The sequence below is a fragment of the Frankia sp. AgB32 genome, from assembly GCF_023243045.1.
In the GTDB taxonomy this organism is placed as follows: domain Bacteria; phylum Actinomycetota; class Actinomycetes; order Frankiales; family Frankiaceae; genus Frankia.
In genome coordinates this window covers 61,951-79,243 of record NZ_JALKFX010000010.1, presented here as the reverse complement: position 1 = coordinate 79,243, position 17,293 = coordinate 61,951, and the positions used below count along the sequence as shown (strand labels likewise).

The following is a 17,293-nucleotide window of genomic DNA, read 5'->3' as shown; positions in this document are numbered from 1 at the left end:
GCTATGCCGGTCTGGTCGGCGCAACGGCGTCGTCGATGGCCCGTGGCTGGCCGGGAATGTGATATCGACATTGCTTTGGCGCTGGTAGCTGCGCCGGGTGGCTCAGGGCCGGACGGAGGACTCGACGATCGGGTTGCGCAGGTAACCCACCTTGTCGATGCTGACGGTGACGACGTCGCCGGGGGTCAGATAGCGGGGCGGGGTGCGGGTGTAGCCGACGCCGGCGGGGGTGCCGGTGATCAGGACGTCGCCGGGGTGCAGGGTCAGGGTGCGGCTGACGAAGGACAGGATCTGGCCGATCGAGAAGATCATGTCGGATGTGTTGCCGTCCTGGACGATCTCGTTGTTGACGCGGGTGACCAGGCGCAGGCCCGCGGCCGGGTCGCCGACCTCGTCGGCGGTCACCACCGGGCCCATCGGGCCGCTGCGGTCGGCGTTCTTGCCGAGCGTCCACTGCGCGGACGCGCCCTGGGCCCGGCGGGCGCTGAGGTCGTTGAACACGGCGTAGCCGAACACGCCGGCCGCCGCGGTGGCCTCGTCGACGTCGGTCAGCCGGGTTCCGACCACTGCGGCGAGTTCGCCCTCCCAGTCGAGGCCGCGCTCGCCGGGCGGGACGGGCACCGGCGTGCCGTCGACGGACAGCGACGCGGTCCACCGGCCGAACAGCGGCGGCTTTCTCGGTAGCGCCTGGCCTGTCTCGGCGGCGTGCGCGTGGTAGTTCAGCCCCATGCCGAGCACCCGGGCGCCGGGCGGAACGGGTGGGGCCTGCACGACGTCGGCGAGCGCGTGCCCGCCGGTGGTGATCTGTCGGGCCCGGGCGGTCCAGCCGGGCAGGTCGGCGTAGAACTCGTCGACCTCGGCGAGCGGAACCACCATGGGCCCGTCACCCTCGGTCGGGTCGAGCAGCAGGCCGACCTGGACACGACGGCCGTCCCGCAGTCCGGTGAACCGCATCGCCTGCCTCCTCCTACCCGGGAAGCGTGGTGGCGGCGGCGATGACGTGGATGTTCGCGAGGGTGTCCGCGCGGCCGAGGAGGTTCGCGGCGTCGGTGGTGCCGTGGCTGTAGGCCAGGCCGGCGCTGGTGGTGCCGAGGGCGGCGAACCCGGACGCGGTGAGCAGGCGGGCTGATCCGGCGTCCCAGGCGTTCGCCAGGATGAAGAAGCCATCCTGTTCGTGCAGGTCGCGGAAGACCTCCGCCTTGCGGTGCTGCGCCCGCTTCGCGTCCATGGGGTCAGATTCTCCTGTCGGTAACCGTTCAGAAGGCGAGCCGGTCAGCCGAAGTTCACGCCCTGGGCGAGGGGGAGGTCGGGGGAGTAGTTGATGGTGTTCGTCGTGCGGCGCATGTAGGCGCGCCAGGCGTCGGAGCCGGCCTCGCGGCCGCCGCCGGTGGACTTCTCGCCGCCGAACGCGCCGCCGATCTCGGCGCCGGAGGTGCCGATGTTGACGTTCGCGAGGCCGCAGTCGGAGCCGTCGGCGGCGAGGAACCGCTCGGCGTCGCGCTGGTCGGTCGTGAAGATCGACGAGGACAGGCCCTGGGGGACGTCGTTGTGCAGGGCGACGGCGTCGGTGAACTCGCGGTAGGTCAGTAGGTAGAGGATCGGGGCGAACGTCTCGGTGCGGACGAGGTCGGTCTGCGCCGACATGCGGACCAGCGCCGGTTCGGCGTAGTACGAGCCGGCGTTGCTCGGCCGGCGCTGACCGCCGGCGAGGATCTCGCCGCCGTCGGTGACCGCCTGTTCCAGCGCGTGGGCCATCGCCTCGTAGGCCGAGCCGTTGATCAGCGGGCCGACGAGCGTGCCCTCGGCGAAGGGGTCGCCGATCGGCAGGTTCGTGTACGCCGCGGCGATCCGTGCGGCGAGCTCGTCCGCGATCGACTCGTGCGCGATGACGCGGCGCATCGTCGTGCAGCGCTGCCCGGCGGTGCCCGCGGCGGCGAACACGATCGCACGGGTGGCGAGCTCCAGGTCCGCGGACGCGGTGACGACCGCCGCGTTGTTCCCGCCGAGTTCCAGGATCGCCCGGCCGAAACGGGCGGCCACCCGCGGCGCGACCTGCGCGCCCATCCGCTCCGACCCGGTGGCGCTCACCAGCGGGACCCGCCGGCTGTCCAGCAGCACGCCGGTGTCCTGCGGTGACGCGGGGACGAGCACGTTGAGGTTCGCCGGCGCGCCGACGTCGGCTGCGGCGCGGGCGAACAGCGCCGAGCAGGCGGCGGCGGTGAGCACCGCGGCCGGTGCCGGTTTCCACACCACCGCGTCGCCGCAGATGATCGCCAGCGCCAGGTTCCACGACCACACCGCCGCCGGGAAGTTGAACGCCGAGATCACCCCGACCACACCGAGCGGATGCCAGGTCTCCATCAGCCGGTGTCCCGGACGCTCCGAGGGCATCGTGCGACCGTCGAGCTGCCGGGACAGGCCGACGGCGAGATCGCAGATGTCGATCATCTCCCGGACCTCGCCGAGCGCCTCGGACCGGATCTTGCCGACCTCGATGCCGATCAGGTCCGCGACGTCGTCAGCGTGCGCGGCCACGAGCTCGCCGAACCGCTTGACCAGCGCGCCGCGCACCGGCGCGGGCACGATCCGCCAGCGCAGGAACGCCTCGTGCGCCGCGTCCACGGCCGCCGCCACCCCGGCGGCGTCGACGGTCGGCTGGTCGAACAACCACTCCCCGGTGATCGGTGTGTACACGGCGATGGTGCCGGGCGCCGCGCCGTTCGCGCCGGTGCCGGGTCCGCCCGCGCCGGCGGGGGTGTCGGCGCCGCAGCGGCGCAGCGCGGCCAGCGCGCGTGCGCGTAGATCGGCGGTGCGCGGCAGCACGACGGATCCGGCGACGGCGGTGCTCATGCGGGCGCTCCTGACGGCGACTCGGATGAGGGGGAGTCGGATGAGGGGGAGTCGGATGAGGGGAATGCCTCGGGGGGACCGGCGAGCCCCAGCTCCTCCGCGAGCCGGTCCAGGGATGCCCGGCGCAGGTCGCTGTACAGCGCGTACGGATCATGGAGGGTGCGGTCCAGGACACCGGCGAGCCAGCCGGCGTCGAGCGCGGCACCCGACTGGCCCGCGTCGCGGCGACCCGCGCCGTCCAGGTTGGACTGGAAGATCCCGGCGGCGGAACGGGGGAGGAAGTCCTCGTAGACGATCGGATCCTGGCGGACCCAGCCCCGCTCGACCAGGTCGCGCAGACTGGTCGGCAGCGGTCCGGCAGGCCGGCGGTCGGTCGCGGTACAGGTGAAGTAGGCCAGATCATGCCGGGCCAGCTCGCACTCGCTGCCCGGAACATGCCGGTTCCAGAGGCTGGCCGCGATGTCGGCCCGGTGGGCCGCGACCACCGGCGCACCCCGCGCGGCCTCGGCGGCCAGGCGGTCGGCGTCGGTGGACAGCCGCTCGTACAGCTCCCGCCCCCGCGGCGTGGCGGCGATCCCACGGGCCTCGACCTCGCCGAACCGCACCCGCAGCGTCCCGGCGGTGATCGCGCCGTCCGGGTCACGGAACCGGCGGGGCTCGGCGAGCGCCCGGAACGAGGTCTGCCGCAGCAGCAGGTCCGGCCCGGCCCAGCGCGGCGGGCCCTGGATCGCGTCGATCATCTCCACGCCCCGTTCGCCCATCCGCCGGTACAGCTCGTCGATGTCGAGCACGCGGGGAGTGAGGTGGTTGAGATGGGTGCCGCGCACCCCGCCGATGTCCGCGGCGACTGACGATACCTGCTCCAGCTCGGCGTACCAGGCACGGTCGACGGGCTCATGGGACAGTCGCAGCGCGTCCGCCGCCAGCGTCAGGAACTCCTCCGCCTCGCCCGCGCCGAGCCCGTTCCCGGCGATCGCCCGGTCGGCGAGCTCCAGCAGGCGCGGCCGAAACAGCGTCCTGGCCGCGAGAAACGCCGCCAGCCGGCGCCGCAGATCCTCGGTGAAGAAGCGGCGGTCGCCGGGGACGAGCAGCGAGGTGAACATCCGGAACGGGTTGCGGGCAAGCTCGCCCGGGTCGACGGGGCGGAACGCCGTCGACACCACCGGCACCGCGCTGGCGGCGGCATCGCGCAGGTCGTAGAACCCGACGGGATGCATTCCCATCGCGGCGAACAGCCGTCCGACCTGGTTCAACTCCCGCGGTGTGCCGACCCGGATCGCGCCATGCCGCTCGGCGCCCACCCGTCCGACGGCCCCCAGCCGCTGCGCGTCCGCACCGCGCGATTCCAGCACCTCGGCATTGACCTCCTGGGACACCGCGAGCAACGTCGCATAGGCCGGAACCTCCCGTCCGTAGAGCTCCGAGAGCCGCCGGGAGAACTCCGCGCGCAGCTCCCACGGCTCCCACCTGCGCGACGCCGGCATGCGACGGACCCCGGCCCGCAGGTCGGACGAGCCCGCGCCCGGCACGGTCGGATCGTGTTGCATGCCGGCATCATGGCCGGCAGCCGCAGTTTCTGCTGCCAGGCGGCTCCGAGCGGCGAGCAGGGGAGAGCGGCCAAGCGGGCCGCGGAACACAGGATCGGCGTTGCGGGCGGCGAGGGCGCAGCCCGGCGGTCAGCCGATCTGCTGGCCGTAGACGTGGTCAACGGTGAGGGTGAGCAGCACCCGGCGGTCGCGGACCATCGCCGCGCGGTAGTAGTCGACCAGCGCCGCGACCTCGGGGCTGTGCGCATCGGCGCCGGGGCCGACGAGGGCCACCGTGCCCTCGGCGGTGGCCCAGGACCGGCCGTCAGCGCCGGTGACCTCCAGCGCCGCGCGAGCGTCACGGCGCAGGTTCGCCGTCTTGGCCAGGCCCTCGCGCGTCGAGATCAGAACGACGCCGGCCCGCTCGTCGAAGAAGGGCAGCACGGGAGAGAGCTGCGGGCGGCCGTCCGCCCGCAGCGTCGCGAGAACCCCGAGGCGGCTGTCGGCGAGCAGGCGGCGCGGGCCCCGGATGCCGCCGGTGTCCGGAATCGCCCCGGTCCATCATGTGTCGCCGCCCGCTCGCGGTGCCAACAGCGGCGGCGCTGTGACCTCGGGTAGGGCTTCGACGCGGGCACGTCGAGGCCGTCGGGCGGGTCGTATCGTGGCGGTGGTGGCCGCGGCGGGAACGGATCAGACGCTGGTCCTGCACGCCCTCGTCGGCCCCGACGGCCCGCTGCTGTGGGCGGAGGACGCGACGCGCCTGCCGTCAGCGCCGGCCGGCGCCCAGCATCCCTTCGCCGCCTCGGCCGCCGTGCTGCGTCAACGTGTCGTCGGGCTCGGCGATGCGGCCGACGACGACACGGCCGAGGTGGTCCTGCCCAGCGGAGCTGCCGGGCCACTGCGGTCACCGGAGCTCGCGGCACTGGTCGCCGGCGATGAGCGGTGGGCGGGTCCTGGCGCGGGCGGCGGCCCTGCGGTGTTGCGACGCTGGCAGGTGCCGGTGGTGCGCCCGCGGCCGTCCGCCGGGTTCGCGGCGCTGGCGCGCGGCGGGTCCGGTCCGCGGCCCGGGGCGACGCTGCGGTACCTGGCTGTCGTCGGCGACGTCGCGGCCGACCTCGTCACCCGCGGGCGGCTGCTGCCCGACGTCCACCTCACGGCGGACGGCCCGCGCGCCCGGTGGACACCGGTCCTGACCGGCCCGGACGTCACCCTTCTCGACACTCTGCGGGACGCCATGCCCCCGGCGTTCCGCGCCACCCCGGGCGCCGCCCGGACGGCGATGACCGCCATGATCGGTATGGGTGCGGACGAGGCGTTGCGCGGGACGCTCGCGGCGATGGTCGACGCGGTCGCCCGCGACCGGCTCGGAGCCGCCGGCCGCCCGTTGCGCCCCCCGTCCTCGGCCAGGAAAAGCGTTGCCGGCCGATGGGTCATCGCGCTCGGTGGCGAGGCGGGTTTCACCGGGCCGGGTGCGGCGACGCGGGACCTCGCCGACCGAGTCGGGCACTGGCGCGCCCGCGCGGCTGCTGCGGCGCCGGTGCGGGCCTGCTTCCGCCTGCACGAGCCCGCGGACGCCGCCGACCCGCTGGCGCGCTGGCGGGTCGAGTTCCTGCTGCGGCCCGGCGCCGACCAGAGCCTGCTCGTCGGCGCGGACCGGATCTGGGACGGCCGGGCCGACCGGCTGCCCGTCTGGCCCGAACATCCGCAGGACATCCTGCTCACCGCGCTCGGCCGGGCCGGCGCGATCTGGCCCGGGGTGCGCCGCGCGCTGGGCCGGGCCCAGCCGACCGGCGTCGACCTCGACGTGACCGAGGCGCACGAGTTCCTCCAGGTGGCGGGCGAGTTGGAGCGGGCCGGTTTCGTCGTGCTGGTGCCGGCCTGGTGGCGCCGGCGCGTGCCGGTGCGCCTGGCGCTGTCGGCGCGGGTCGCGAACCCGGTCGTGCCGACCGTGCGGGACACCGCGATGAGCCTCGACGAGCTGGTCGACTTCCGCTGGGACGTGTCCCTCGGCGGCCAGCGCCTGAGCCGCGCGGAGCTCACCGACCTGGCCGCCGCGAAGGTGCCGCTGGTGCAGGTGCGCGGCCGCTGGACGCTGGTCGACCCGGCGGTGCTCGCCGCCGGCCTCGCGCGCACCGCCGAGGCCGGGCGGATGACGGTCCGCGCGGCCCTCGCCCACGCCGGCCTGGCCGCCCAGCCCGCCGGCCACGAGCCGCCAGCCCAGCGGGGGCCGTCCGACCTGGAGGTCGAGGTCAGCGCCGACGGCTGGCTCGGCGGCCTGCTCGCCGGCCCCGGCGGTGACCAGGATCCCGACGCGGCGGACGACCTGATCGAGTTCGTCGAGCCGCCGGCGGGCCTGGGCGTTGCGCTGCGGCCGTACCAGCGGCGCGGGCTCGCCTGGCTGGTGTTCCTCGACCGCGTCGGCGTGGGCGCGCTGCTCGCCGACGACATGGGTCTCGGCAAGACCGTGCAGGTGCTGGCCCTGGAGCTGGTCACCCGGGAGTCCGGGCCGCGCCCGCCGACGCTGGTCGTGTGCCCGATGTCGGTCGTCGGCCACTGGGCGGACGAGGCCGCCCGCGCCGCGCCCGACCTGCGCGTCCACGTCCACCATGGGGCCGACCGTCCCGGCGGCGCCGCGTTCGCCGCCCTCGCCGCCGACCACGACCTGATCGTCACCACCTACGCGCTCGTCCGCCGCGACGCCGCGGAACTCGGCGGGCTGGTCTGGGACCGGATCGTGCTCGACGAGGCCCAGCAGATCAAGAACAGCGGCACCCAGCTCGCGCGGGCCGTGCGCGCGCTGCCGGCCCGCCACCGCGTCGCGCTGACCGGCACACCGGTGGAGAACCGACTCGCCGACCTGTGGTCGATCATGCATTTTCTCAACCCTGGGCTGCTCGGCGGCTCGGCGCGGTTCCGCGCCCGCTATGCCGTGCCGATCGAGCGCTACGACGACACCGATGCCGTCGACCGGCTGCGCCGCCGGATCCGGCCCGTGGTGCTGCGCCGCGTCAAGACGAACCCGGCGGTGCTCGCCGACCTCCCACCGAAGATCGAACGGCGCGACCTGTGCCCGCTCACGCCCGAGCAGGCGTCGCTCTACCAGGCGGTGCTCGACGACATGCTCGAGCGCCTCGCCGACTACTCGCCGGTGCGCCGCCGCGGCGCCGTGCTCGCCGCGATGACGAAACTCAAGCAGGTCTGCAACCATCCCGCCCACCTGCTCGGCGACGCCTCCAGCCTGCCCGGCCGCTCCGGCAAGCTCGCCCGGGTCGAGGAGGTCCTCGACCAGATCGTGGCCGACGGCGAGCGGGCGTTGTGCTTCACCCAGTTCGCCCGCTTCGGCGCCATGCTCGAGCCGTACCTGCGGGAGCGGTTCGGCGTCGAGGTCACCTTCCTGCACGGCGGCACACCGCGGCGCGAACGCGACGCGATGGTCGAGCGGTTCCAGCGTGGCCGCGGCCCCGGGATCTTCCTGCTGTCGCTGCGGGCCGGCGGCACCGGCCTGAACCTCACCGCGGCCAGCCACGTGCTGCACCTGGACCGCTGGTGGAACCCGGCCGCGGAGGCGCAGGCCACCGACCGGGCCTACCGGATCGGCCAGCGCCGCGGCGTGCAGGTCCGCACGTTCGTCTGCATGGGCACCCTCGAGGAACGGGTGGACCGCATGCTCGCCGACAAGACGCTGCTGGCCCGTACGATGATCGGCGACGGCGAGTCCTGGCTCGCCGCGCTGTCCACCGACGAGCTGCGCGACCTGTGCGCGCTGAGTCCGGGGACCGTCGATGTCTGAGTCGCCGCCGGCGGTGGCGGGTGGGCGCGGTGCCGAGCCCGCCCGGGTGTCCTCCGTCTGGTCGCGGCGGTTCCTGACGCTGATCGACGACCTGGGGATGGCCGCGCCGCTGCGTGACGGGCGCCGGCTGGCGCGCACCGGCGCGGTGCTCGGCCTGCGCCGCAGCGCCAACCTGGTCGTCGCGCGGGTCCGCCACCCGGACGAGGAGATCCACAAGGCCCGGCTGGCGGTGCAGACGTTCAGCGGTGGCGACTGGGCGCGGATCGAACGGGCGCTGGCCGCCCGTGCCGGCTACGCGGCGTCGCTGCTCGCCGGCTCGGTGCCCGCGGAGATCGACCGGGTCTTCGCGGTGCTCGGCCTGTCGCCGCTGCCGACGGGCGCCGGCGACCTGGCGATGGACTGCTCCTGCACCGACTGGCAGCGGCCCTGCGCGCATCTCGCCGCCGCCTGCCACGACCTCGCCCGCCATCTCGACCACGACCCGTTCGAGGTCCTGGCGCTGCGCGGCCGGGAACGCGACGTCCTGCTCGACGGCCTGCGGACCTACCGATCCGTCCCCGTCCCGCTGCCCGACGCCGCCGCTGGCCCGGCCGAGGCCGAGGTCGAGGTCGAGGCCGAGGTTCCCGGACAGGCGGCACCGGACGCGGCGCTGCCGCCGGACCCCGAGGCGTTCTGGTCGTCCCCGGCCGACCTGCGCCGCGGCGGCGCCGGAGCGGTCAACCCCGACGGCGCCGACGTTGCGAGCAATTCCGGCGGCGGCGGCGATTCCGTCCTGGACCGGTGCGGACCGCTGGTCGTGGACGCTGCCGGCGACCTGTGTGAGCTGCTGCGACCCGCCTATGCGGCATTCGCAACAGGCGAACGCCGATCTCCCGGTCAGGGCGCCTCATCCCCGGTAGCCTGCGCTCGCGGTTGAGGCGGGCGTGATCCGACTGCCTGTCAGCCACCGTCGCGCGGCCTGGCCCGGACCGGGCGTGCTGGCAGCGGACCCTGTCGTCACGAGAAGGCCCCAAAAGTCACCAGAATTGTGATCATTCGGGATGAACCGGTCGGGGCTTTCGTCCGTGTCACTCGACGAGCGAATCCTCGCTCGCTGGGCGACGTACGAGGAGTGATTGCGTGACCACACTCAATGACATCCCGGCTTCACGGCGGGGCGTGCTCTCCGCCGCCGCGGTCGTCGGAACCGGCGCCGGCCTCGTCCTCGCCGGCTGCTCCAGCTCGGGCAGCTCGGATGCCTCCACCCCGGCGTCGACCCCGTCGGACGCCAGCAGCGCGCCGGCCAGCGCGGGTGCCACCACCGCGGGTGGGGCGGGCGGGACGGTGCTCGGCACGACCAGCCAGGTCCCCGTCGGCGGCGGCATGATCTTCTCGGCCGAGAAGGTGGTCGTCACCCAGCCGACCGCGGGGACGTTCAAGGCGTTCAGCAGCACCTGCACCCACAAGGGCTGCCAGGTCAACGCGGTCGCCGACGGCCAGATCAAGTGCCCCTGCCACGGCAGCCGGTTCAGCACCACCGACGGCTCGGTCGTCGGCGGCCCGGCTCCCAGCCCGCTGTCCGCGGCGAACGTCTCCGTCCAGGGCACCAACCTCGTCCTCGGCACCTGACCGCGAGCAGGTGACGACCGCGGCTCCGCCATCTCCTGCACGGGAACCATGGGAACGTTGCGCTTGACCGGAGCCGCTGGTGCGGGAGGTCGGGCAGAGGTCGGGCGGCTGCGACGGCGAGCGCGGCCGGCCGGGTCAGTACACGTCGCGGACGTAGCGCTTGTCGGCGGTGAGCTGGCGGACGTAGGCGGCGGCCTCGTCCGTATCCAGGTTGCCGCAGGTCATGGCGATGTCGCGCAGTGCCTCGTCGACGTCGCGGGCCATCCTGGTCGCGTCGCCGCAGACGTAGAGGTGGGCGCCGTCGGCGAGCCACGACCACAGCGTGGCGGCGTGTTCGCGCATCCGGTCCTGGACGTAGACGCGGTGCCGCTGGTCGCGGGAGAACGCCAGGTCGAGGCGGGTGAGGGCGCCGGCGGCGGCGAGGTCGGCGAGTTCGTCGGCGTAGTAGAAGTCGGTCGCGCGGTGCTGTTCGCCGAAGAACAGCCAGCTCGGCCCGCGGGCCCGCCGGGCGCGGCGTTCCTCCAGGAAACCGAGGAACGGCGCGACGCCGGTACCCGGCCCGATCATGATCATCGGGGTGGAGTCGTCGGCCGGCGGGCGGAAATGCGGCGAACGCTGCACGTACACCGGGACCGGCTGGCCCGCCTCGGCGTCGGCCAGGTAGGTCGAGCACACGCCCTTGCGGGGCCGGCCGTGGCTGCCGGTGAACCGCACGACGGACACGGTCAGGCTGACCAGGCGCGGGTCCACCAGCGGCGTGGAGGAGATCGAGTACAGTCGGGGCCGCAGTCGGCCCAGCACACCCAGCCAGTCGGCCACCTCGGCGTGGACCGGATACTCGGCGAGGACGTCGGCGGCCTGCCGACCCCACGTCCACTTCGCCAGTTCCAGTTTGTTGTCCGGCCGCAGCAGGGTGCGCAGCCGGGTGTCGTGCGTGCGGTCGGCGACGAACCGCAGCAGCCCCGGGCTCACCGAGGTGACGTCCAGACGGTGGCGCAGCGCCTCGACCAGCGGCAGCCGCCCGCCGACGTCGACCGTCGCGGCCGGGTCCAGCCCCGTCGCGGCCAGCCACTCGTCGACCAGCTCGGCACAGTTGACCGGCCAGACGCCGAGGGCGTCACCGGCGGTGTAGCCCAGCTCGGCGCCGCCCAGATCGAAGGTGAGTCGGCGCACCTCCTTGGCCGAGCCGTCCCGGCTCAGCAACTGGTTGCCGACCAGCGGCGCGACCCGCGGATCGTCCCGGGTACCGGTCCCGCCGGTCGTGCCTTCGGCTGACCTCCGCGGCCGGGGCAGCGGCCCCGCCGTGACCCGCGTCGGGGTGGGAGTGGGCACCGGTTCCGACGAAGGCGCCGCCGGCTCGGCCGGTGGGTGGCGGAGATGGTGGTCGTCGTCCCCGGCGCAATCCTCGGCGGCGTCTGCGGCGAGGGCGGAGACGGCCTGGTCCAGCCAGGTGGCCAGCGCGTCCTGGTAGTCGGGTTCGCAGTCGACGCGGGGCACGAGGCGCACCCCGCCGAGATCGGCGAGGCGCTGGTCGAGGGCACGGCCGTGGCCGCAGAACTCGGCGTAGCTGGAGTCGCCGAGGGCCACCACGGCGAACCTGCGGCCGTCCAGGCGGGGAGCGTCCTCGGCGCTCAGGGTGTCCCAGAAGGCCGCGCCGTTGTCCGGGGCGTCGCCGTCACCGAACGTGCTGGTCACCACGAGCAGGTCGCCGGGTTCGCCGAGCACGTCCGCGGCCGGTGCGTCCATCGGGCGCAGCCGCGGCGACCAGCCGGCGTCGGCCAGTCGGCCGCGCACCGCGCCGGCGGCCTCCTGCGCGTTGCCGGTCTGCGACGCCCAGAGCACCTGCACCACCCGCGTCGCCGGGTCCGCCGGTCCGGACCCGCCGTCACCGTCGCCGCCGGCCCCGGGGGAGCGGTCGGGGGAGGAGCCGGGGGAGTGGTGCGCGGGTGCGGCGGCGCCGGCCAGGAAGCCGTTGACCCACCAGCCGGCGGCCGGCTCGAACGGCGCGTCGTCGGGCAGCCGTGGAGTGGGCGTCCCGGTGGTGGCCGGCGGTGCGGCGGCGAGCGCGGTGAGGAAACCGGCCAGGTAGCGGCGTTGCGGATCGGTGAGCGGCGGCGGGGTCAGGTCGAGCCCGAGCAGGTCGCCGAGGGCCCCGGCCGCGTTCGGCATCCTCGCGCTCGGCACCTCCTGACCCCGCGCGGACGGCGCACCGGCCGGGGCGGGCACCGACCCGGGCGCCGGGTGGGTCCTGGGCAGCGTGGGCGCTGCGGCCTCGGCGGGGGTGTCCACCCTGGTGAGGGCGACGGCGGCGACCTTCAGTTCGGGCTGGAAGGAGATCGGGTCGACGGCGTCGTTGGTGACGGCGTTGACGGCAAGGTCGGCGCCGAACAGGTCGTTCCAGTGGAACGGAGCGAAGCAGCAGCCGGGCAGGACCCGGTCGGTCACCACCGCCGGAAGCACCGCCCGGCCGCGCCGGGAGGCGATCTCCACCCGGTCGCCGTCGGAGATGCCGAGCGGCTCGGCATCGGCCGGGTGGATCTCGACGAACGGACCGGAGTCGAGCCGGTTGAGCCGGGCGACCCGGCCGGTCTTGGTCAGGGTGTGCCACTGGTGCGGCAGCCGGCCGGTGTTCAGCACGTACGGATGGTCGTCGTCGGGCAGTTCGGCGGGTGGCAGGTGCGGGCGGGGGTGGAAGACGGCGCGTCCGCTCGGCGTGGGGAACACCAGGGCGGGCCGGGTGCCGTCCGCGCGGGTCAGCAGGGTCTGGCTCACCCCGTCGTTGCGGTAGCGGATGGGGTTGCGCGGCCCGCAGTCGGGCGGCGCCGGCCACTGCACCGGGCCCTCGCGCAGCCGGTCGTAGCTGACGCCGCGCAGGTCGTAGCCGGTCTGCGGGTTGTGGAAACCGCGGATCTCGGCGAAGACGTCCTCGGCGCTGGCATAGTCGAACGCCTCGCCGTAACCCATCGCGGCGGCGACGCGGGCGATGAGCACCCAGTCGGGCAGCGCGTCGCCCGGCGGGTCGACGACCTGGCGGGTCAGCGTCAGGTTCCGCTCCGAGTTGATCATGATGCCATCGGTCTCGGCCCACATCGCGGCCGGCAGCAGCACGTCGGCGTGCACGTTCGTCTCGGTGTCGGCGTAGGCGTCCTGGGCGACGACGAGGTCGGCGGCGGCGAGACCGGCGAGCACCGTTGCCCGGTTGCCGACGGACGCGACCGGGTTGGTGCAGATGATCCAGCAGGCGCGGATGTCGCCGTCGGCCATCCGCTGGAACATTTCCACGGTGCCCTTGCCGACGTCGGTGCGCAGCCGGCCCGGCGGCAGGCCCCAGCGCTGTTCGACGAAGGCACGGTCGGCGTCGACGAGCACCGAGCGCTGCCCGGGCAGGCCGGGGCCCATGTAGCCCATCTCCCGGCCGCCCATCGCGTTGGGCTGGCCGGTGAGCGAGAACGGCCCGCTGCCCGGCCGGCAGATCGCGCCGGTGGCCAGGTGCAGGTTGACCAGGGCGTTGGTGTTCCAGGTGCCGTGGGTGGACTGGTTGAGGCCCATCGTCCAGCAGCTCGTCCAGGTGTTCGCGGTGCCGATCCACTCGGCGGCGCGGCGCAGGTCGTCCTCGGCGATGCCGGTCAGCTCGGCCACGGTGGCCGGCGGGTAGTCGGCGAGCAGGGGCGCCATCGTCGCCCAGCCTTCGGTGTGCTCGGCGATGAACTCCTCGTCGAGGTGGCCGGCGTCGGCCAGCAGGTGCAGCAGTCCGTTGAGCAGGGCGAGGTCGGTACCCGGGCGGACCTGGAGGAACAGGTCGGCCTTCGCCGCGGTGGCGGTCCGGCGCGGGTCGACGACGATCAGCTTCGCGCCGGCGCGGACCCGTTCCATCATCCGCAGGAACAGGATGGGATGGCAGTCCGCCATGTTCGCGCCGATGACCAGGAAGACGTCGGCGTGGTCGAGGTCGTCGTAGGAGCCGGGCGGGCCGTCCGCGCCGAGGGAGAGCTTGTAGCCACTGCCCGCGCTGGCCATGCACAGCCGGGAGTTCGACTCGATCTGGTTCGTGCCGATGAAGCCCTTCGCGAGCTTGTTCGCCAGGTACTGCGCCTCCAGCGTCATCTGACCCGACACGTAGAGGGCGACGGCGTCCGGGCCGTGTTCGTCGATGATCGCTCGCAGGCGCTGGCCGACCGAGGCGATCGCGTCGTCGAGGGCGACGTCGACGGGCTCGCCGCCGCGTTCGTCGCGGATGCGGGCGGTGCCCAGTCGGCCGGGCGCGGCCAGCATCTCGGCACTGGTCGAGCCCTTCGTGCACAGCCGCCCGCCGTTGGCCGGATGCGCCCTGTCGCCGGTGACCTTGCGCAGCCGGCCGCGACCGTCCGGGCCGGACTCGACGTCGAGGACCATCCCGCAGCCGACGCCGCAGTACGAGCAGACCGATCTGACCTGCCCCGTCACGATGGGTCGGGAGCCTGCGTCGGAGCTGGGCTGAGACGCCGACATCACTTCCTCCGGATAGGCTGCGTGCCGGCGGACGCGGCCGGCCGCTGTGCCCACCGTAAAATCGCCGCGTTTCCTGGAGGTCACATCGGCGCCGGACGTCCATGACGGGACGCGCACGGTCGGAAGCCGATCACGGTGCTACGCGTGAAACAACGCCGTGACATGTCCGGGTACCCCGCGGGACGTGTCCCAAGGGTAATGTCCGGAGGCGGCCGGCGGGGCAGCTCACAACGCCGACCAGCGGCTGGAGAGAAGTGTTTTCCGTTGCCGTAATCGCCGGGCTGGCGGCGGCGAAACACCTGATCCCTAACGTCTGCGGCTAGTTCCCCCGACGTATGCAGGGCTGGCCCGAGGAGCCATATCATGAGTACTCCCGCCGCGGACGACGCGCACTCCCGCCGGCGCGTCCACCGATCAGGCCGGTGGATCGACGAATGGAATCCCGAGGACGCGGGATTCTGGCAGAGCCGCGGCCGGAGCATAGCCCGCCGTAATCTCTTCTGGTCCGTGATCGCGGAGCATTTCGGGTTCTCCGTGTGGGTCATGTGGAGCATCCTGGTCGTCAAGATGGGCGCGAACTCCCACGGCGGCCCCGGGCCCGCCGGGTTCTCGCTCACCACCGACCAGCAGCTCTGGCTCGTCGCCGTGCCCTCCGGCGTGGGCGCCTTTCTGCGCCTGCCCTACACCTTCGCCGTGCCGACGTTCGGCGGGCGGAACTGGACGATCTTCTCCGCGCTGCTGCTGGTCGTCCCGTGCGGGCTGATGATGTGGGCGGTCCGCCATCCCGAGCTGTCCTTCGGCTCGCTGCTGGTCATCGCCGCGGTCGCCGGCGTGGGCGGTGGGAACTTCGCCTCGTCGATGACGAACATCTCCTTCTTCTTCCCGGAACGCGAGAAGGGTTGGGCGCTCGGGCTGAACGCGGCCGGCGGCAACCTCGGCGTCGCCGTGATCCAGAAACTCGGCGCCACCATGATCGCCGCGGGCACCGGCGCGGCGCTCGGCCGGATCGGCCTGATCTACATTCCGCTGGCCATCATCGCCGCCGTCGGCGCGCTGCTGTTCATGGACAACCTCAGCGAAGCCCGTGCCGACTACGGCGCGACCGCGTCCGCGGCGAAGCGCGGCCACACCTGGGTCATGTCCTTTCTCTATATCGGCACGTTCGGCTCGTTCATCGGGTATTCCACGGCGTTTCCCGCGCTGCTGAAAAACCCGGCGCTGTTTGACCGGGCGGACGTGGCGCTCAGCTACGGATTCGTCGGCGCGTTCGTCGGTTCGCTGGCCCGCCCGTTCGGCGGCTGGCTCGGCGACCGCATCGGCGGCGCCCGGGTGACCGTCGCCGCGTTCGCAGCGATGACCCTCGGCGGTCTCGGTGCGGTGGCGTCGATCGGCCCGAAGGGAAAGATCCTCGACCATCCGAACTTCGGGTTGTTCTTCGCGTCGTTCATGCTGCTGTTCCTCGCCAGCGGCATCGGCAACGGCTCGACCTACCGGATGATCCCGGCGATCTTCGCCCGGCGCGGCCGGGAACTCGGTGGCGACGAGACGACGATGCGCCGTGCCCGCAAGGAGGCCGCGGGCGCGCTCGGCATCTGCTCCGCGGTCGGCGCGTTCGGCGGATTCCTGGTGCCGATCATCTACGCCCAGTCGAACAAGGCGTACAGGACGATCGCCCCCGCGCTGTGGACCTACATCGGCCTGTTCATCCTCATGGCCGTCGTGACCTGGTGGTTCTACCTGCGCCGCGGCGGCCTGGAGGCCGCCGGAGAGCCGGCGCCGGCGCCCGCCCGGGAACTCGTGACCACCACGGGCTGACCCGACACGCGCGGCCAGCCGGTCACAGGCCGCCGTTGAGAGCCCGGGCCAGTGCCGGTGCCGGGTCGGCGGCGACGGACACGTTCGCCGCGCAGTGGATGACCAGCAGGACGGCCAGCAGCACCGTCAGCGCGCCGGTCGGCGCTGGCGGTGGCCGCGAACCTCCGCCACAGCAGCACGGCCACCCCGACGGCGACGACGGCGAGGAAGCCGGAGATGACGGCCATCACCACGTGGTAGCGGGCGAACTCGTCGGTCATCGCGTCGATGGCCGACGAAGTCCGCGCACCGGGGCCCGCCGGGTCCGCGAGCTGCTGGCGGGCCTCGGTGAGCGCGGCGGCGAACGGCGGGTCGCCGCCGTCTTCGGTCAGCATGGGGAACAGCGAGGCGAACGGTGTCACCGTGCCCTGGATGTTGGCCATCACCGCCGCCAGCGAGACCAGCGCGGATGCCACCGAGAGGACGCCGGCCGAGCCCAGAACGCCCCGGGTCGACGCCTTTCCCGCCCGCAGGAACCCGCGCCACAGCAGAACGGTCAGCGCGAGGAACACGGCCAGCATCAGCGCGGCGATCGCACCCTTCGCGATGTGGTAGCGGCACCAGCGGCAGCACCACCAGCAACAGCAGCCCCAGGACGGTGCCGAAGGCCATCCGCTCGGTCGGCGACGTCAGGCCCAGGCTCACATCGATGTGGGACTGCGCGCCCCCCGCGCTCAGAGTCATGGGCGACATCACCGTGGCTGGCTCACCCCAGTTGCGCACAGCCGTCGTCGCGGCACCGACGCCGACGACCCACCACAGCACCGTCGCCGTCGCCGTGACCAGCGCGACCGGCAGCAGCACCAGCGCGTGCGCCAGCCCGAGCCACAACCCCGGATCCGCAGCATCGGTGGCCCCGACCGGCCTCGACCGCTGCCCGCCGGACCCGTCACCGGCAGCCGCCGAGCGGACCCGTCCGATCCGCCGCCACTCCACTCTGGCCGCCCACCGCACTGGCGCCGCGACCCCAGCCACGACCCGCGACCGGCCCGGCACCAGCAGACCAGCCGCCGCGACGCACAGCCCGCCAAGAACCAGCAGCAGTCCCGCCGCGGCACTCACCGGGGCGGTGATCAGATAGAGGGACTCCACCAGCGCGCCACGCCCCACCCGGCCGAGGAAGCTGGCACCCGGCGCGGCCCGCCTCCTGACCGCGTAGGCAAACGTCCCGGCCACA

At 73.7% G+C, this 17,293-nt stretch carries 12 protein-coding genes; 5 read left to right on the top strand and 7 right to left on the bottom strand.

The features are described from left to right. Window positions 1-102: 102 nt before the first annotated feature. The 5 genes from MXD60_RS05220 to MXD60_RS05200 all read right to left on the bottom strand — a co-directional run bounded on the left by MXD60_RS05220 (window position 103) and on the right by MXD60_RS05200 (window position 4,889). Window positions 103-954, bottom strand: a complete 852-nt coding sequence (locus tag MXD60_RS05220; protein ID WP_248817812.1) for a fumarylacetoacetate hydrolase family protein — start codon at window positions 952-954, stop codon at window positions 103-105. Window positions 955-967: 13 nt separating this feature from the next. Further along, on the bottom strand, window positions 968-1,228 hold the full coding sequence (locus tag MXD60_RS05215) for an isocitrate lyase/phosphoenolpyruvate mutase family protein (protein ID WP_248817811.1): 261 nt from the start codon (window positions 1,226-1,228) through the stop codon (window positions 968-970). A 44-nt stretch (window positions 1,229-1,272) separates the two neighbouring features. Beyond that, on the bottom strand, window positions 1,273-2,850 hold the full coding sequence (amaB, locus tag MXD60_RS05210; RefSeq protein WP_248817810.1) for an L-piperidine-6-carboxylate dehydrogenase: 1,578 nt from the start codon (window positions 2,848-2,850) through the stop codon (window positions 1,273-1,275). Beyond that, on the bottom strand, window positions 2,847-4,397 hold the full coding sequence (gene hglS / locus MXD60_RS05205) for a 2-oxoadipate dioxygenase/decarboxylase (protein WP_248817809.1): 1,551 nt from the start codon (window positions 4,395-4,397) through the stop codon (window positions 2,847-2,849). Before hglS ends, amaB begins: the two co-directional genes overlap by 4 nt. 129 nt (window positions 4,398-4,526) lie before the next feature. Next, window positions 4,527-4,889 carry a PPOX class F420-dependent oxidoreductase gene (locus tag MXD60_RS05200; protein WP_283097835.1) on the bottom strand — a complete coding sequence of 121 codons (363 nt, stop codon included), beginning with the start codon at window positions 4,887-4,889 and terminating at the stop codon, window positions 4,527-4,529. A 148-nt stretch (window positions 4,890-5,037) separates the two neighbouring features. Here MXD60_RS05200 and MXD60_RS05195 point away from each other — a divergent pair, with 148 nt between their 5' ends. From MXD60_RS05195 to MXD60_RS29280, 3 genes are all read left to right on the top strand, one after another. Beyond that, window positions 5,038-8,166, top strand: coding sequence for a DEAD/DEAH box helicase (locus tag MXD60_RS05195; protein ID WP_248817808.1), 3,129 nt, complete (start codon window positions 5,038-5,040; stop codon window positions 8,164-8,166). After that, a complete protein-coding gene (locus tag MXD60_RS05190; RefSeq protein ID WP_248817807.1) occupies window positions 8,159-9,082 on the top strand; it encodes an SWIM zinc finger family protein in 924 nt (307 codons plus the stop codon). Before MXD60_RS05195 ends, MXD60_RS05190 begins: the two co-directional genes overlap by 8 nt. Before the next feature lie 203 nt (window positions 9,083-9,285). Continuing rightward, window positions 9,286-9,774, top strand: coding sequence for a Rieske (2Fe-2S) protein (locus tag MXD60_RS29280; RefSeq protein ID WP_248817806.1), 489 nt, complete (start codon window positions 9,286-9,288; stop codon window positions 9,772-9,774). A 135-nt stretch (window positions 9,775-9,909) separates the two neighbouring features. On the opposite strand, the gene MXD60_RS05180 is transcribed toward MXD60_RS29280, so the two are convergent. Continuing rightward, window positions 9,910-14,217, bottom strand: a complete 4,308-nt coding sequence (locus MXD60_RS05180) for a molybdopterin-dependent oxidoreductase (RefSeq protein WP_308222375.1) — start codon at window positions 14,215-14,217, stop codon at window positions 9,910-9,912. A gap of 408 nt (window positions 14,218-14,625) precedes the next feature. Here MXD60_RS05180 and MXD60_RS05175 point away from each other — a divergent pair, with 408 nt between their 5' ends. Beyond that, a complete protein-coding gene (locus tag MXD60_RS05175) occupies window positions 14,626-16,077 on the top strand; it encodes an MFS transporter (RefSeq protein WP_248817805.1) in 1,452 nt (483 codons plus the stop codon). On the opposite strand, the gene MXD60_RS05170 is transcribed toward MXD60_RS05175, so the two are convergent. Beyond that, window positions 15,996-16,637 carry a hypothetical protein gene (locus MXD60_RS05170; protein ID WP_248817804.1) on the bottom strand — a complete coding sequence of 214 codons (642 nt, stop codon included), beginning with the start codon at window positions 16,635-16,637 and terminating at the stop codon, window positions 15,996-15,998. The genes MXD60_RS05175 and MXD60_RS05170 overlap by 82 nt on opposite strands. Before the next feature lie 161 nt (window positions 16,638-16,798). Here MXD60_RS05170 and MXD60_RS05165 point away from each other — a divergent pair, with 161 nt between their 5' ends. Further along, the gene (locus tag MXD60_RS05165) at window positions 16,799-17,197 is read left to right on the top strand and encodes a hypothetical protein (protein ID WP_248817803.1); all 399 of its coding nucleotides are present in this window, start codon (window positions 16,799-16,801) and stop codon (window positions 17,195-17,197) included. Window positions 17,198-17,293 lie beyond the last annotated feature (96 nt).

What these genes read in the sequence shown, in the direction of transcription:
- MXD60_RS05220 (WP_248817812.1), bottom strand. Translation starts at nt 954, where the DNA reads ATGCGGTTCACCGGACTGCGGGACGGCCGTCGTGTCCAGGTCGGCCTG.
- MXD60_RS05215 (WP_248817811.1), bottom strand. Translation starts at nt 1,228, where the DNA reads ATGGACGCGAAGCGGGCGCAGCACCGCAAGGCGGAGGTCTTCCGCGAC.
- amaB (WP_248817810.1), bottom strand. Translation starts at nt 2,850, where the DNA reads ATGAGCACCGCCGTCGCCGGATCCGTCGTGCTGCCGCGCACCGCCGAT.
- hglS (WP_248817809.1), bottom strand. Translation starts at nt 4,397, where the DNA reads ATGCAACACGATCCGACCGTGCCGGGCGCGGGCTCGTCCGACCTGCGG.
- MXD60_RS05190 (WP_248817807.1), top strand. Translation starts at nt 8,159, where the DNA reads ATGTCTGAGTCGCCGCCGGCGGTGGCGGGTGGGCGCGGTGCCGAGCCC.
- MXD60_RS05175 (WP_248817805.1), top strand. Translation starts at nt 14,626, where the DNA reads ATGAGTACTCCCGCCGCGGACGACGCGCACTCCCGCCGGCGCGTCCAC.
- MXD60_RS05170 (WP_248817804.1), bottom strand. Translation starts at nt 16,637, where the DNA reads ATGCTGGCCGTGTTCCTCGCGCTGACCGTTCTGCTGTGGCGCGGGTTC.
- MXD60_RS05165 (WP_248817803.1), top strand. Translation starts at nt 16,799, where the DNA reads ATGGGCGACATCACCGTGGCTGGCTCACCCCAGTTGCGCACAGCCGTC.